The organism is Streptomyces sp. A18, assembly GCF_059026065.1.
The window spans coordinates 49,526-63,336 of sequence record NZ_JBWLKL010000017.1 but is presented as its reverse complement, the minus strand read 5'-3'; the positions used below and the strand labels follow the sequence as shown (position 1 = coordinate 63,336).

Sequence of the window (13,811 nt, the reverse complement as noted above, 5' to 3'; positions counted from 1 at the left end):
GTCCCGCACCGATCCGAGAAGGAGCCCTCCAATGACCACGATCCTGGTGACCGGCGGCACCGGAACCCTGGGCCGCCCGGTGGCCGAGCGGCTGCGCGCGGGCGGCCACGACGTACGCATCCTGAGCCGCCACGCCGAGCCGTACGCCGTCGACCTGCGCGAGGGCGGCGCGGACCTTGACGCGGCCGTGGCGGGCGCGGACGTGGTCGTGCACTGCGCGACCATGCCGCGCGGCGGCGACGAGCAGGCCGCGGGCCGTCTCGTCGACGCGGCCCGGCGCGCCGGGGTCCCGCATCTGGTCTACATCTCGATCGTCGGCGTGGACCGGGTGCCGCTGGGCTACTACCGCTCGAAGCTCGCCGTCGAGAAGCTGGTCGAGGAGTCCGGGCTCGGCTGGACGGTGCTGCGGACCACCCAGTTCCACGATCTGATCGCGCAGCTCCTGGACACCTCGGCCAAGCTCCCGGTGATGCTGCTGCCCGCGGGGGTCAGCGACCAGCCGATCGAGGTCACCGAAGTCGCCGACCGCCTCGCGGAGTTGGCGCTCGGGCCGCCGGCCCGCCGGGTCGACGACATGGGCGGACCGGAGGTGCGTACGCTCCCCGAGCTGGCCCGCGCGTATCTGCGGGCCACCGGCAAGCGGCGGCCGCTGCTGCCGGTGCGGCTCGCGGGGAAGGCGTACCGCGGCATGCGCGAGGGCGGCCATCTGGCGCCACGGCGGGCGGTGGGCCAGGGCACGTTCGAGGAGTTCCTCGCGGCGCGGTCCGGCGGGCGGCGATGAGCGGGCGGGTGCCGCGCGGTGGCGCGCTCACCCTCACGGCCACCTGATTCGCCGCCGGAAGCCGGCAGTTGTTCGCCCCGCGGCTCCTCCTCCTGCGAAGGAGCCGCGCCCCCTCTCCGTGGCTCAGCCTTTAGGTCCGAACAGTTCGTCCTGCGCCGCGTCCCTGGCGGAGAGCAGCGCGCCCCGCAGTACCGCCGAGCCGCCGAGCGCGCTCGCGCGCACCTCGGTGCGCAGCGGTGACATGGCGGCGACGCGGTCGGCCACACGAGTGGCGAGCGCGTCGCCGCCCGCGCGGCCCACCTCGCCGCCCAGGACCACGCACCCGGGGTCGAGGATCGCGGCCATGGCGGCGGCGCCGACGGCGATCCGGTCGGCGGCGGCGTCGAGGTAGGCCTCGTGCCCCGTCTCGGCGGCGTGCCGGACCACGTCGGCTGCGCTCGCGCCCGGCTTCAGGATCCCGTGCTCGGCGCCGAGGTCACGGAGCGCGGCGGCGCAGGCCAGCGAGTGGAAGCCGCCCTCGCAGCCGGTGGCGGAGGGCAGTACGTCCGTGCCGGGCACCGGAAGGAAGCCGATCTCCCCGGCGCCACCCGATGCCCCGCGGCGCAGGTTTCCGTCGAGCACGACCGCGGCGCCGACGCCTTCGCCGAGCCAGAGGAGGACGAAGGTGTCGCGGTCGTGGGCGGCGCCGTCACGCTGTTCGGCGCGGGCTGCGAGGTTGGTCTCGTTCTCCACGACCACGCGGGCCGGGAGCCGCTCCTGGAGTGCGCCCGCGAGGCGGCGGTGCCAGGCCGGGAGCGCGGTGGTGTCGCGCAGTTCGCCGGTGGCGGGGTCGATGAGGCCGGGGGCGCCGATCGCCACGGTGTGCAGCCGTTCGACGCCGCCTTCCTTGGCGGTGCTCTCCACGAGGGCGACCGCGCGCTCGACCGCGACCCCGGTGCCGGTGTCGCCGCCGATGGGCGCAGAGGCCTCGGCGAGCACCGCGCCGAGCAGATCCGTGACGACCACCGAGACACCCCCGGTGCGTACGTCGAGGGCGGCGAGATGCGCCCGGTCCGCGACGATCCCGTACAGCCGGGCATTGGGGCCCCGGCGCCGGGCACCCGCCTCCCCCACGACCGCGATCAGGCCGGAGCCCTGGAGGCGCTCGACCAGGTCGGCGACCGAGGGCCGGGACAGGCCGGTCAGCTGCTTCAACTGGTTGGCCGTCAGCGGCCCTTCGCGCTGCAGGAGCCCCAGGGCGAGCCGGTCGTTGATGGCCCGAGCGGTGCTCGGAGATGCGGGCATGCCCGGGATCCTTCCATAAAGCTGCTATTTATCAGGCAGGGTTCCTGATAGTTTACGTCGCCGTAGCGGGGCGGCACCTCGGGAGGGGCGGAGCATAGATGAGTGAAGTGGTTCTCGACGTACGGCAGTTGAAGCGAGCGCGGTACGCCGTGGCCGCCGTCTTCTGCGTGCACGGAGCCGTGACCGGCTCCTTCGCGACCCGCGTGCCCTGGATCCAGGACCACACCGGCCTCAGCGCGGGACTCCTCGGCCTCGCGCTCGCCTTCCCCGCGATCGGCGCCTCCGTGGCGATGCCGCTCGCGGGCTGGGTCAGCCACCGGTTCGGCGCGCGGACCGCGCTGCGCGGGCTGCTCGCCCTGTGGACGATGGCGCTGATCCTGCCCTCGCTCGCGCCGAATCTGCTCACGCTCTGCGTCGCCCTGTTCGTGTACGGCGCGACGGCGGGCATGTCGGACGTGGCGATGAACGCGCTCGGCGTCGAGGTCGAGACCCGCATGAAGAAGTCGATCATGTCGGGCCTGCACGGCATGTGGAGCGTCGGCGCCCTGATCGGCTCCGCGGCAGGCACCGTCGCCGCCCATCTGGGCTCGGACGCCCGGCTGCACCACGCGCTGGCCGCCGTGGCCCTCACCGTGATCGGCCTCTTCGCCTGCCAGGGCGTGCTCGATCTGCAGGCGGAACCCGAGGACGAGGCGCCGCCGCGCTTCTCGCTGCCGCCCAAGTCCGCGCTCCTGATCGGCGCGGTCGGCTTCTGCGCGGTCTTCGCGGAGGGCGCGAGCCTGGACTGGTCGGCAGTCTATCTCCGGGACGTCCTCGACTCGTCGGCCGGGGTCGCCGCGGCGTCCACCACCGGCTTCACGCTCACCATGGCGATCGCGCGTCTGGCGGGCGACGCGGTGGTGGACCGCTTCGGGTCGGTCCGCACGGTGCGCGTGGGCGGCGTGGTCGCCGCGCTCGGCGGTCTGCTCGTGGTGGTGGCGCCGCATCCCGCGGTCGCCATGGGCGGTTTCGCGATGCTCGGGCTCGGCATCGCGGTCGTGGTGCCCCTGGCGTTCGCCGCGGCCGGGCGCAGCGGCCCCAATCCGAGCCAGGCCATCGCGGGCGTCGCCACCATCACGTACACCTCGGGCCTGATCGCCCCGTCGGCGATCGGCACGCTCGCCGACGCGACCAGCCTGGTGGTCTCCTTCGGCCTGGTGACGGTGCTGGCCTGCGGGCTCGCGGTGTTCGCCGGGGTCCTGCGCACGGACAGCCGCGAGGCCACGCCGGCCCCTGCCGCGAAGGCGACGACGCCGCGCCCGTGAGGAACCAGGGCACTTATGCCCGATTAACATTGCGCTGACTCATTCAGGTCTTGACAAAGTCGGGCGCACAAGAAGGCGGAACAGAACATGGATCTCGGCGTGCGCTGGAGACTGCACGGCGACGGGCGCACCCCCGCGCCCGGAGCCGTCGTCCGACCCGACGAGCGGCTCTCGTGGCCGCGGACCTTCGGGCTCGGCGCCCAGCACGTGGTCGCCATGTTCGGCGCGTCGTTCGTGGCGCCCGTCCTGATGGGCCTCGACCCGAACCTCGCGATCATGATGTCCGGTGTCGCGACCGTCATCTTCCTGCTCGCCACGCGCGGCCGGGTGCCCAGCTACCTGGGCTGTTCGCTCTCCTTCGTGGGTGTGGCCGCGGTCATCCGCGCGCAGGGCGGCTCATCGGCGACCGTCACGGGCGCGGTCCTCGTGGTCGGCGCGGCGCTGTTCCTGGTGGGTCTGGCCGTCCAGAAGTTCGGGGCGCGGATCATCCACGCCGCGATGCCGCCGATCGTCACCGGCGCCGTCGTCATGCTGATCGGCTTCAATCTGGCGCCGGTCACCGCGACCACGTACTGGCCGCAGGACCAGTGGACGGCGCTCCTGGTGATGCTGTTCACCGGTTTGGCCGTGGTGTGCCTGCGCGGATTCTGGTCACGCGTCGCGATCTTCCTGGGGCTGATCTTCGGGTACGCCCTCTCCTGGGCGCTCGACCTCGTCTTCGGCAAGATCCACTCGGCGGACGGCTCGGGCAAGGTCGTCGACCACTGGCGCCTCGACCTCTCCGCCGTCGGCAACGCCGACTGGATCGGCCTGCCGGCCTTCCACGCGCCGAGCTTCGAGTGGTCGGCGATCCTCGTCGCCCTGCCCGTCGTCATCGCGCTGGTCGCCGAGAACGCCGGGCACGTCAAGGCGGTCGGCGAGATGACCGGCGACAACCTGGACGACAAGCTGGGCACCGCGATCTCCGCCGACGGCGCCGCGTCCATGCTCTCCACGGCGGTCGGCGGCCCGCCCAACACGACGTACTCCGAGAACATCGGCGTGATGGCGGCGACCCGCGTCTACTCCACGGCCGCGTACTGGGCCGCCGCGTGCTTCGCCCTGCTCTTCGGTCTCTGCCCCAAGTTCGGCGCGGTCGTCGCGGCCATCCCCGGCGGCGTACTCGGCGGCATCACCGTCATCCTCTACGGCATGATCGGCCTGCTCGGCGCCCAGATCTGGATCAACGCCAAGGTGGACCTGCGCAATCCGCTGAACCTCGTCCCGGCCGCCGCGGGCATCATCATCGGCGTCGGCGGCGTCTCGCTGAAGATCACGGACAACTTCGAACTGAGCGGCATCGCCCTCGGCACGATCGTCGTCATCACCGGCTACCACGTCCTGCGCGCCTTCGCCCCGCCGCACCTCAAGACGCAGGAACCGCTGCTTGATTCGGGCACGTCCACGTACGACGAGGGCGAGGAAGGCCCGGAAGCGAGCGCTCAGCCGCGCGCCAAGTCGTAGGCGTAGCCGGGCGTGAACGTCCCGGGCTCGCCTTTGCAGCCGTCGGACTCGCCCGGCAGTTTGATCCACAGATAGGCGTCGATGCGGTCCTGGCCGGTCTTCAGGGTCGGGCTCTGCCCGAGCCCCCGGCCCGCCGGGTCGCACCACTCGCCGTCCGGCGGGGCGCCGTTGCCGTTGCGGCTGGTGTCGATGACCGCGCCGAGGCCTGCCGGGCCGCCGAGTGCGGACAGGACCTTGCGCGCGTAGGCGGCCTCTTCGGCGGTGCGGTGGAAGTTCGACACGTTCGTGAAGACGCCGTCGGACGACGCGGCAGAAGCGGCGCCCGCCGCGCGCAGCCGTCCGGCCTGCTTGGCCGCAGCGTTCCAGCCGGAGTGCCCCGCGTCGTAGTAGACCCTCGCCTTGGGATTGGCGTCCTTCAGTGAGCGGCCCGCGCGGGCGAGCGAGGCATAGCGTGCGGTGCGCTGCTTCGCCGACAGGCACTCGGAGAGCGCGATCGCGTCCGGTTCGAGGACCACGATGACCTCACCCGAGCCGAGACCCGCGGCGAACTTCTCGATCCACGCGTCGTACGCGGCGAGATCCGGCGCCCCGCCCTGCGACGCGCCCCCGCAGTCGCGGTCCGGTATCGCGTACGGCACGACGACGGGCACCCGGCTCCCCGCGGCCGACGTCACCGCGCGCACCCGCGAGGTGATGGTCCCCGGGGCGTACTCCGCGAACCAGACGGCCGCGGGCCGGTCGGCGATCCGTGACTCGATGAGCGGCCTGCGCGGGTCGCTCCGGTTCGCCCTGACCCAGTCGAGGACCTGGGAATCACCGTGCCGGTAAAGGGAGTTGGCGGCCGGCGCCGCGGTGCTCGGCTTCTTCGGGCGCGTGGACGTCGCCTTCGGCTTCGGCTTCGGTCTCGCCTCGGCGGACGGCTTCGCCGAGGACGCCGAAGCCGAGGGTGTCGGCACCGCGGGCAGCGGTGCGAGCGTCGGCGACTTCGTCACCTTCGGGCGCGCCCGGTCCTCGCCGCCGCCCTTGTCCAGGGCGGACACCATCCCTGCGACGGTGCCGACGGCGGCCACGGCCGAAGCCGCCGCGACCATGAACCCATGGCGGGCGACGCCTCGCCCGCCCCTTCGTCCGGCCCGCCCTGCGGCGCGATGTCGTGCGCGGTTGCCTGACACAGTGCTGTTCCTCCCCCTCCGCCGTGTCCCCCTGACACGGCGTGCCCGCTCCCCTCCCCAGGGGCACATACGGTCGTCGTTCCCTCGTTCTGGGTAAGCGGCCGGTGCGGTGACACTCGGGCCAGCCTAGGGCTGGGACCCTGCCCCCATGGCGCAGTTGGAGCGGTTCGCGGAGTTCACAGGCTCGGCACACGGGGTTGACGACGTGGTGAGGCGAATGCGCGCACTGCGCGCGGGCTTCCCCGCGGGCGACGGGGTCGGAGTCTTCAACCAGGTGTACCTGTCGGTCACCGAAGAAGTCGCCCGGCACGTCGACAGCGGCCGCTTCCCGGACCCCGGAGCCGCGATCACCCTGGACGTCCTGTTCGCCGAGCGCTATCTGACGGCGGTCGACACCGTGATCGCCGACCGCAACCCGCCCGCGTGCTGGCGGCCACTGTTCCAGCTCCGGCGCCATCCCGGCGTACGTCCCCTGCAGTTCGCACTCGCGGGCATCAATGCGCACATCGGACACGACCTTCCGCTGGCCGTGATGGACGCCTGTCGTACGCTCGGCTGCGAACCGGCCGACCTGGAGGACGAGTTCGACGGCGTGGGCGACATCCTCGTCTCGCTGGAGGAGCGCATCCGCGAAGAACTGATGCCGGGCCCCGACCTCTTCCAGGTCGCCGACCCACTGACCCACTTGCTGGGCTCCTGGAGCCTGGAGCGGGCCAGGGACAGCGCGTGGGCGACGGCCGTCGCGATGTGGGCCCTGCGTGAACTGCCCGCGGTCGCCGACGAGTTCCACGTCCGCCTGGACGGAGCGGTCGGCCTGGTGGGCCGGATGCTGCTCACGCCCCTGCCTGACTGATCCGCCGCATCCGCGCCCGCCGCCGGGTAACTCCCCCGCGATCGTTGTACGTTGAATGCAGTGACCCCGGATGCGAAGGAGCACCAGCATGGCCACACGACTCGGGCTCAGCCTCCCGCAGGGCCGGCAGTACAGCATCGGACGCGACGTCCCGGCCGTGGCCCGCGCGGCGGAGGAGATCGGCTACGAGAGCCTGTGGGTCTTTGAACGCGTCCTGTTCCCCGAGCCCGCCACGCAGGGCCTGTACGGCATCGATGGCCTGCCCTGGCCCGACGCCTACCGCTCGGTGGCCGACCCGCTGGTCACCCTGACGCTGGCCGCCGCCGTCACCGAGCGGGCCCGCCTGGGCACCAGCGTCCTGGTCGCCCCGCTGCACGTGCCGTTCCAACTGGCGCGCTCGCTGGCCACGTTGGACGCGGCGAGCGGCGGCCGCGTCGTCGCGGGCCTCGGCACGGGCTGGTCCCACGACGAGTACGCGGCCGCGGGGGTGGCCCCCTTCGAGAAGCGCGGCAAGGTCCTGGACGAGCTGATCGACGTATGCCACGCGGTGTGGGGCCCGGACCCGGTGTCGTACGAAGGGGAGCTGACCACGATCGCCCCCTCGGTGGTCGGCCCCAAACCGGAGCGCCCCATCCCGATCCTGCTGCCCGCGGGCAGCCCGCGCGCCCTGCGCAGGCTCGTCGACCGCGCCGACGGCTGGATGCCGGTGGCCACGGGCGCCGACAAGCTGGCCGAGCAGGCTCAGGCCCTGAAGGAACTGGCCGCCGAGCGGGGTCGCACGCGGCCGGTCCAGAGCGTCCTGCGGGTCAACGCCCGGTACACGGCGAAGGCGTACGAGGGCGAGAAGCGCGCCCCGTTCCGCGGCAACGTCGCCCAGATCGTCGAGGACATCGAGGCACACGCGTCGACGGGCGCTGTGGAGGAGATCCTCATCGAACTGGCGGGCAGCACACGGGACGCGGAGGAGCTGAAGGATCTGGCGGCGGAAGTGTACGAGGCGGCGAGGGCGGCGGGGGTATAGGAGCCCCCCGGGGGGGCGAGCCCCGAAGGGGCGCGGGGCCGTGACATGTGCGGCTCCGCCGCGTGGGCGCGACCAGCCACAGCTGATCTGCGGTGCCCCATGCCCCCCCACCCGAAACGGCGCTGTCAGTCCTCAGGCAGCTCGACGGGAGCAATCTCGTCGTACACGTCCCCGGGCCCGGGGTTCGTCGCGTCCGTGCCACCGCCGAGGTGGTGCATGACGCCCCATACGGCGTTCAGGGCGGTCGTGACCGCCCCCTCGGCCCACCCCGCCGTCCAGGAGATGTCGTCCCCGGCGAGGAAGATCCCCCGCTTGTCCGCCGGGAGACGATCCTGCATGAAGTGCGTGAACAGGCGCCGCTGGTAGCGGTAGTGACCCGGCAGGTTCGCCTTGAAGGCGCCCATGAAGTACGGCTCGTTCTCCCACGACACCGTCACCGGGTTGCCGATGATGTGCTTGCGGATGTCCACCTTGGGATAGATCTCGCCAAGCGACTTGAGCATGACCTCCATGCGCTCGTTCGCCGACAGCGGCAGCCACTTCAGGCTGTCGTCGCACCACGTGTAGGAGAGGCAGATGACGGCGGGCTTGTCCGGGCCGTCGTCGAGCAGGTAGGTGCCGCGCGTCATGCGGTCGGTGAGCGTCATCGACATGACGTCACGGCCGGTCTCCTCGTCCTTGTCCAGCCAGAACGGCCGGTCGACGGGGACGAAGAGCTTGGAGGACTCCATGTAGTGGGTCCGCTCCATCGCCGTCCAGTGGTCGATGGGGAAGAGCGTGTCGTCGCACGCGATCTTGGAGAGCAGCATCCAGGACTGGGCGGTGAAGATCGCCGCCTGGTAGGTGCGGATGTCGCCCGAGGAGTCGGTGACGGTGACGCGGTTGCCGGCGGTGCGGTCCAGGCGGGTCACGGCGGGCTTCGGCACACCGCCCTCGTGCAGCGAGCTCAGGGACGTGCCGAGCGCCCAGTGCACGATCTTCTGCGGCTCGCGGTCCCACATGCGAAGGGGCAGCTGCTGGCTGCCGCCGACGATGCCGCGGTGGTGGTCGTCGGCCTCGGTGTAGACGACGCGCAGGATCTCCAGGATGGAGTTCGGGAAGTCGGTGTCCCAGCCGCCCGTGCCGAAGCCGACCTGTCCGAAGATCTCGCGGTGCCGGAAGGACTTGAAGGCCTCGGAGTCGCAGAGGAAACCGTAGAAGGTCTGGTTGTCGAGCTTCTCGACGAGCTTGGACCAGATCTCGCGGATCTTCGGTACGTCGCGCTCGCGCAGGGCGCGGTTCATGTCGGAGAAGTCGGCGCCCTCCTCCAGGCAGGAGTTCCAGGCGTTCATCACGTCGCGGTAGACCTGGGGCAGGTCGTCGACGGACGTCGCGTAGTGGGACTCACCCTTGAGGTCGACGACCGTCGAGGGGGTCGATTCCGCGAGGGGGTTGGGGAACGGCTGGGTCTTGAGGCCCACCAGGTCGATGTAGTGCTGCAGCGCCGTCGAGGACGGCGGGAAGCGCATCGCGCCCATCTCGGCGGTGAGGTTCTCGTCGCAACCGTCGAAGCCGACGGTGCGCAGGCGCCCGCCGATCTGGTCGGCCTCGTAGACGACGGGCTTGAGGCCCATCTTCATCAGTTCGTACGCCGCCACGATGCCGGACAGGCCGCCGCCGATGACCGCGACCTCCGTGCCGTGCTCGGTCGCGGGTATCTGGCCGAGGCCCGCCGGGTGCGCGAGGAAATCGTCGTACGCGTACGGGAAGTCCGGACCGAACATGGTGATCGGCGGCTGCGCGTCGGTGTGGTGGACGGCGTTGGGCACCGTGGACGTCATGGGGTACGGACTCCTTGCGGGAACGGCAGAACAGCAGACAGGGGGCTCGGAAGGATCGGATCCTCGGGTGGACCGGATCCTCGACAGGGTCAGGTCAAGGACGTGTACAGCCCCGGGCGGCGGTCGCGCAGATACGGGTTGGCCTCGCGCGACGCGGCGAGGAAGGCCGGGTCCGCGTCGGCGAACACCAGCTGCTCGTCCCGTCCGGCGCGGGTGCGCGCGACTCCGTCGGGACCGGCGAGCGTGGAGAGCCCGACGAACTCGAACTCCCCTTCCTTGCCGACCCGGTTGACGTACGCGACGTACATCTGGTTCTCGAAGGCCCGCACCGGCACGACGGACTCGGCGACGAACTGGAAGGGGTGCATCTGGGCCGTGGGCACGAGCAGCAGGTCGGTGCCCGCGAGGGCGTGCGCGCGGACGTTCTCCGGGAACTCCACGTCGTAGCAGATCATCAGACCGATCCGCAGACCGCCCAACTCCGCCTGCACGACGGCCTGTTCGCCGGGGGTGAAGGAGTCGCGCTCGAAGCAGCCGAAGAGGTGGGTCTTGCGGTAGTTCGCCGCCCGCGCACCGTCGGGGCCGATCAGCTGGACGGAGTTGAAGACCTGCTCGGCATCCCGCTCCGGGTAGCCGTAGGCGACCGCGACGCCATGGCGTACGGCGGTCTCGGCGATCGCGGTGGCGGAAGGGCCGTCGGCGGCCTCGGCCAGGCGTGCCACATCGTCGCCGATCGCGTACCCGGTGAGGTACATCTCGGGCGCCACCAGGAGGCCCGCGCCCGCGTCGGCCGCACGGGCGGCTGCCTCGTCGAGCGCCTTCAGATTGGCGGCGACGGAGCCGGGGCGGCCCGAGCTCTGGAGCAGGGCGGTGCGCAGCGGGGGCATGGCGGGACCTCGGGGCATGCGAAGGGACTCAGGGACTGGTGGGGACCGTTGAACGGTACGGGCGGCGGGCTTGCCCGGACAAGGCGCGAGCGTTGCGGGCAGCCGGTCGATCTGTTGCGCGTACGGGCCCCGGAGCGACGATTCGTTGCGTGCCGGCGTGGAACCGGGGTCGTAGCGGTGTCCACCGCCGGGTGCAGGGGGCTCGGGGGCCTTCCCCGCCGTGCGGCGGAGGCGGATTGCCGCCCGTGGCCGGACGTGCCGGGGGCCTCTGCCGCGAGACCGTGATCTCGCCCGGAAGGACCGGGTGTACGGCACTTCGGACGGAGGCTCCAAGTGAGCCGCAACGCAAGCACCCGGATCACCGCCGGCCGTGTGATCGCCATCGGAACCGCCCTGCTGGTCTGCACCGGAGTCGCGGGAGCGGCCGTCGCGTCGGACGGACCGGAGGACCGCGGCCGGCAGAAGGCCACATCGCAGACGAAGGCCGGCGAGGCCCGCGAAGCCGCCGCGCTCACCGGCAGCGCGAAGCTCTACCGCAAGACGACCGAGGACGTGACGTTCACCTTCGACGCGCATCTGGCCGCCGAGAACAACGGAGACCCGTTGAAGGCGACGGGCACGTTCCACTTCGTCCACCTGGACAAGCCGGGCGGCGAGGGCGGCTGGGCGAAGGGCCGTATCGACTGCCTGATCACGGGCGGCAAGGTAGCCACGGCCACCGGCATCGTCACCGACTCCAACCTGAAGGACATCAGGGGCGGCCGGGTCGGCTTCACGGTCCACGACCAGGGCAAGCACGACCGTCTCGGTTACAGCTGGGCCTCGGTGGGCCGCCCCGACGGAACCAAGAAGCTCCCCACATGCACGAGCGCGGCCCCCTTCGAGAGGGTCAAGAAGGGCACCGGCGACTTCGAGGTCGTGCCGTGGAAGATGCCGTACCCGACGAACTGACCGGCGCCCCGAAGGGGCGCGGGGCTGTGACATGTGCGGCTCCGCCGCGTGGGCGCGACCAGCCACAGGCGGCCCGCACCCGAACCACTAGGCAGGCGCCCCCGAAGAGAACCTCCGCATCAAGGGGGAAAGCACCAGAACGGACTTCGTCCGCTCCACGAAGTGCTCCCCCGCGATCCGCTCGAGCACCCGCTCGAAATGCCGCATGTCCGCGGCGAAGACCTGGACGACCGCGTCCGCATCACCGGTGACGGTGGACGCGGACGCGATCTCCGGGTACCGCTCGAGGCCACGGCGGATGGCCTCGGGCGAGGTATTGCGACGGCAGTAGATCTCGATGAACCCCTCGGTCTCCCACCCCAGGGCCGCCGGGTCGACCCGGACCGTGAATCCGGTGATCGCCCCGGTCTCCCGGAGCCGGTCCACGCGCCGCTTCACGGCGGGCGCGGAGAGCCCGACCAGCTGACCGATGTCGGCGTAGGAACGGCGGGCGTCCTCGGCGAGGGCGTGCACGATGCGTTCGTCGAGATCGTTCAGTCGCACTGGGGGTGGATCACTTCTCTGCGGAGGCCAATCGGGAGCGGCTCATGCCGTACAGGAAGTAGAACACGAGGCCGACGGCCATCCAGACACCGAAGACGACCCAGGTGACGGTGTCGAGGCTGAACATGTTGTACGCGCAGAAGCCGAAGCCGAGCACGGGGAAGAGCCAGCCGAGCGGCACCCGGAAGGTGCGCGGCATGTGCGGGCGGGTGCGGCGCAGCACGATGACGGCGATGTTGACCAGGCCGAAGGCGAAGAGCGTGCCGATGCTCGTGGCGTCGACGAGCTTTCCGAGCGGGATGACCGAGGCGAGCGCGGCGCAGAACAGCGACACGATGACGGTGTTCACACGGGGCGTGCCCGTCTTCTTGCTGACCTTGCCGAACGCCTTGGGGACGAGGCCGTCGCGGGACATGGCGAACAGGACGCGGGTCTGGCCGTAGAGGACGGTCAGGACGACGGACGCGATGGAGATGACCGCGCCCGCGGCGAGCAGCGTGCCCCAGAAGCTCTGGCCGCTGACGTCGTTCATGATCGCGGCGAGCGCGGCCTCGGAGCCCTCGAAGTCCTTCCAGTTCCAGGCGCCGACGGCGACGGCCGCCACCAGGACGTAGAGCGCCGTGACGATGATCAGCGAGAGCATGATCGCGCGGGGCAGGTCGCGCTGCGGGTTCTTCGCCTCTTCACCGGCGGTGGAGGCGGCGTCGAAGCCGATGTACGAGAAGAAGAGGCTCGCGGCGGCGGCGCTGACGCCGGCCGTGCCGAGCGGCATGAAGTCGGAGTAGTTGCCGGACTTGAAGCCCATGAAGCCGATGGTGCAGAAGAGCACGAGCGCGGCGATCTTCACGATGACCATGATCGTGTTGGCGCGCGCGGACTCCTTGGCGCCACCGAGCAGGAACACCATGGCGAGCAGGACGACGATCAGGCCGGGCAGGTTGATGATGGCCCCGTCGACCTCGCCGGGCGCCGCCGAGAGGGCGTCAGGGATGGTGACGCCGATCGTGCCGTCGAGCAGCTCGTTGAGGTACTCGCCCCAGCCGACGGCGACGGCGGCCACGGACACGCCGTACTCCAGGACCAGGCACCAGCCGCAGACCCAGGCGACAAGTTCGCCCATCGTTGCGTACGCGTACGAGTACGAGGACCCGGCGACCGGTATGGAGCCCGCGAGCTCGGCGTACGAGAGCGCGGAGAAGAGGGCGGTGAGTCCCGCGATCACGAAGGAGATGGTGACGGCGGGCCCGGCCTTGGGGACGCTCTCGCCGAGGACGACGAAGATGCCGGTGCCGAGCGTGGCACCGATGCTGATCATGGTCAGCTGCCACATGCCGAGGGAGCGCCGCAGCGAGCCGCCCTCACCCTGGCCGCCCTCCGCGACCAGGAGTTCCACCGGCTTGCGCCGCATCAGGCGGCGACCGAACCCGGTGACCCCCGGGTTACTTGGTCGGTTCTGCGGGGGTGCGCCTTGGTCGAGCACGCATGGCTCCTTCATCGCTGCCGGTCAGGGCGGCGGAACCGGCGGCAGCACCCACGCATGGATGGGGACCGCCGAGCAGGCGGTCCCCGCCACACCACGTACAGCGGATGACTCTATGAGGCGCGCTTCACGTACGTAATGCAGCAACCTTGCGCAAGCCCGCATGATCGTTGCGTACATACCCTTCCTGCGCGTCTTCGTTGCGCGGTCCG

General features: G+C 71.3%; 12 protein-coding genes. 6 read left to right on the top strand and 6 right to left on the bottom strand.

The features are described from left to right. The first annotated feature begins 31 nt into the window (after positions 1-31). Positions 32-781: an SDR family oxidoreductase gene (locus AC5P1C_RS25010; RefSeq protein WP_493868160.1), complete on the top strand. Its 750-nt coding sequence runs from the start codon at positions 32-34 to the stop codon at positions 779-781. A 123-nt stretch (positions 782-904) separates the two neighbouring features. Here the strand turns inward: AC5P1C_RS25010 and AC5P1C_RS25005 are convergent, their stop codons facing one another. Further along, positions 905-2,065 (bottom strand): ROK family transcriptional regulator, encoded by a 1,161-nt coding sequence (locus AC5P1C_RS25005; RefSeq protein ID WP_493868159.1) that lies wholly within the window; start codon positions 2,063-2,065, stop codon positions 905-907. Positions 2,066-2,163: 98 nt separating this feature from the next. On the opposite strand from AC5P1C_RS25005, the gene AC5P1C_RS25000 reads away from it, so the two are divergent. Further along, positions 2,164-3,369, top strand: a complete 1,206-nt coding sequence (locus AC5P1C_RS25000; protein WP_493868158.1) for an MFS transporter — start codon at positions 2,164-2,166, stop codon at positions 3,367-3,369. Between the two features lie 87 nt (positions 3,370-3,456). After that, positions 3,457-4,872 carry a uracil-xanthine permease family protein gene (locus AC5P1C_RS24995; RefSeq protein WP_493868157.1) on the top strand — a complete coding sequence of 472 codons (1,416 nt, stop codon included), beginning with the start codon at positions 3,457-3,459 and terminating at the stop codon, positions 4,870-4,872. Here AC5P1C_RS24995 and AC5P1C_RS24990 read toward each other — a convergent pair. Then, the gene (locus tag AC5P1C_RS24990; protein WP_493868156.1) at positions 4,851-5,963 is read right to left on the bottom strand and encodes a glycoside hydrolase family 6 protein; all 1,113 of its coding nucleotides are present in this window, start codon (positions 5,961-5,963) and stop codon (positions 4,851-4,853) included. The two genes, AC5P1C_RS24995 and AC5P1C_RS24990, sit on opposite strands and share 22 nt — an antisense overlap. 229 nt (positions 5,964-6,192) lie before the next feature. Here AC5P1C_RS24990 and AC5P1C_RS24985 point away from each other — a divergent pair, with 229 nt between their 5' ends. Together AC5P1C_RS24985 and AC5P1C_RS24980 are read left to right on the top strand one after the other, a co-directional pair. Beyond that, positions 6,193-6,897 (top strand): DUF5995 family protein, encoded by a 705-nt coding sequence (locus AC5P1C_RS24985; RefSeq protein WP_493868155.1) that lies wholly within the window; start codon positions 6,193-6,195, stop codon positions 6,895-6,897. Between the two features lie 88 nt (positions 6,898-6,985). Next, a complete protein-coding gene (locus AC5P1C_RS24980) occupies positions 6,986-7,918 on the top strand; it encodes an LLM class F420-dependent oxidoreductase (protein WP_493868154.1) in 933 nt (310 codons plus the stop codon). 125 nt (positions 7,919-8,043) lie between these two features. On the opposite strand, the gene AC5P1C_RS24975 is transcribed toward AC5P1C_RS24980, so the two are convergent. Both AC5P1C_RS24975 and AC5P1C_RS24970 read right to left on the bottom strand, forming a co-directional pair. Beyond that, positions 8,044-9,738, bottom strand: a complete 1,695-nt coding sequence (locus AC5P1C_RS24975) for a flavin monoamine oxidase family protein (RefSeq protein ID WP_493868153.1) — start codon at positions 9,736-9,738, stop codon at positions 8,044-8,046. A gap of 89 nt (positions 9,739-9,827) precedes the next feature. Further along, the gene (locus tag AC5P1C_RS24970) at positions 9,828-10,616 is read right to left on the bottom strand and encodes a carbon-nitrogen hydrolase family protein (protein WP_493868226.1); all 789 of its coding nucleotides are present in this window, start codon (positions 10,614-10,616) and stop codon (positions 9,828-9,830) included. A 342-nt stretch (positions 10,617-10,958) separates the two neighbouring features. On the opposite strand from AC5P1C_RS24970, the gene AC5P1C_RS24965 reads away from it, so the two are divergent. Further along, positions 10,959-11,576 carry a Repetin gene (locus tag AC5P1C_RS24965; RefSeq protein WP_493868152.1) on the top strand — a complete coding sequence of 206 codons (618 nt, stop codon included), beginning with the start codon at positions 10,959-10,961 and terminating at the stop codon, positions 11,574-11,576. A gap of 87 nt (positions 11,577-11,663) precedes the next feature. Here the strand turns inward: AC5P1C_RS24965 and AC5P1C_RS24960 are convergent, their stop codons facing one another. Both AC5P1C_RS24960 and AC5P1C_RS24955 read right to left on the bottom strand, forming a co-directional pair. Then, positions 11,664-12,119 (bottom strand): Lrp/AsnC family transcriptional regulator, encoded by a 456-nt coding sequence (locus AC5P1C_RS24960; RefSeq protein ID WP_351168714.1) that lies wholly within the window; start codon positions 12,117-12,119, stop codon positions 11,664-11,666. Positions 12,120-12,129: 10 nt separating this feature from the next. Beyond that, positions 12,130-13,599 (bottom strand): amino acid permease, encoded by a 1,470-nt coding sequence (locus tag AC5P1C_RS24955; protein ID WP_493868151.1) that lies wholly within the window; start codon positions 13,597-13,599, stop codon positions 12,130-12,132. Positions 13,600-13,811: the final 212 nt, after the last annotated feature.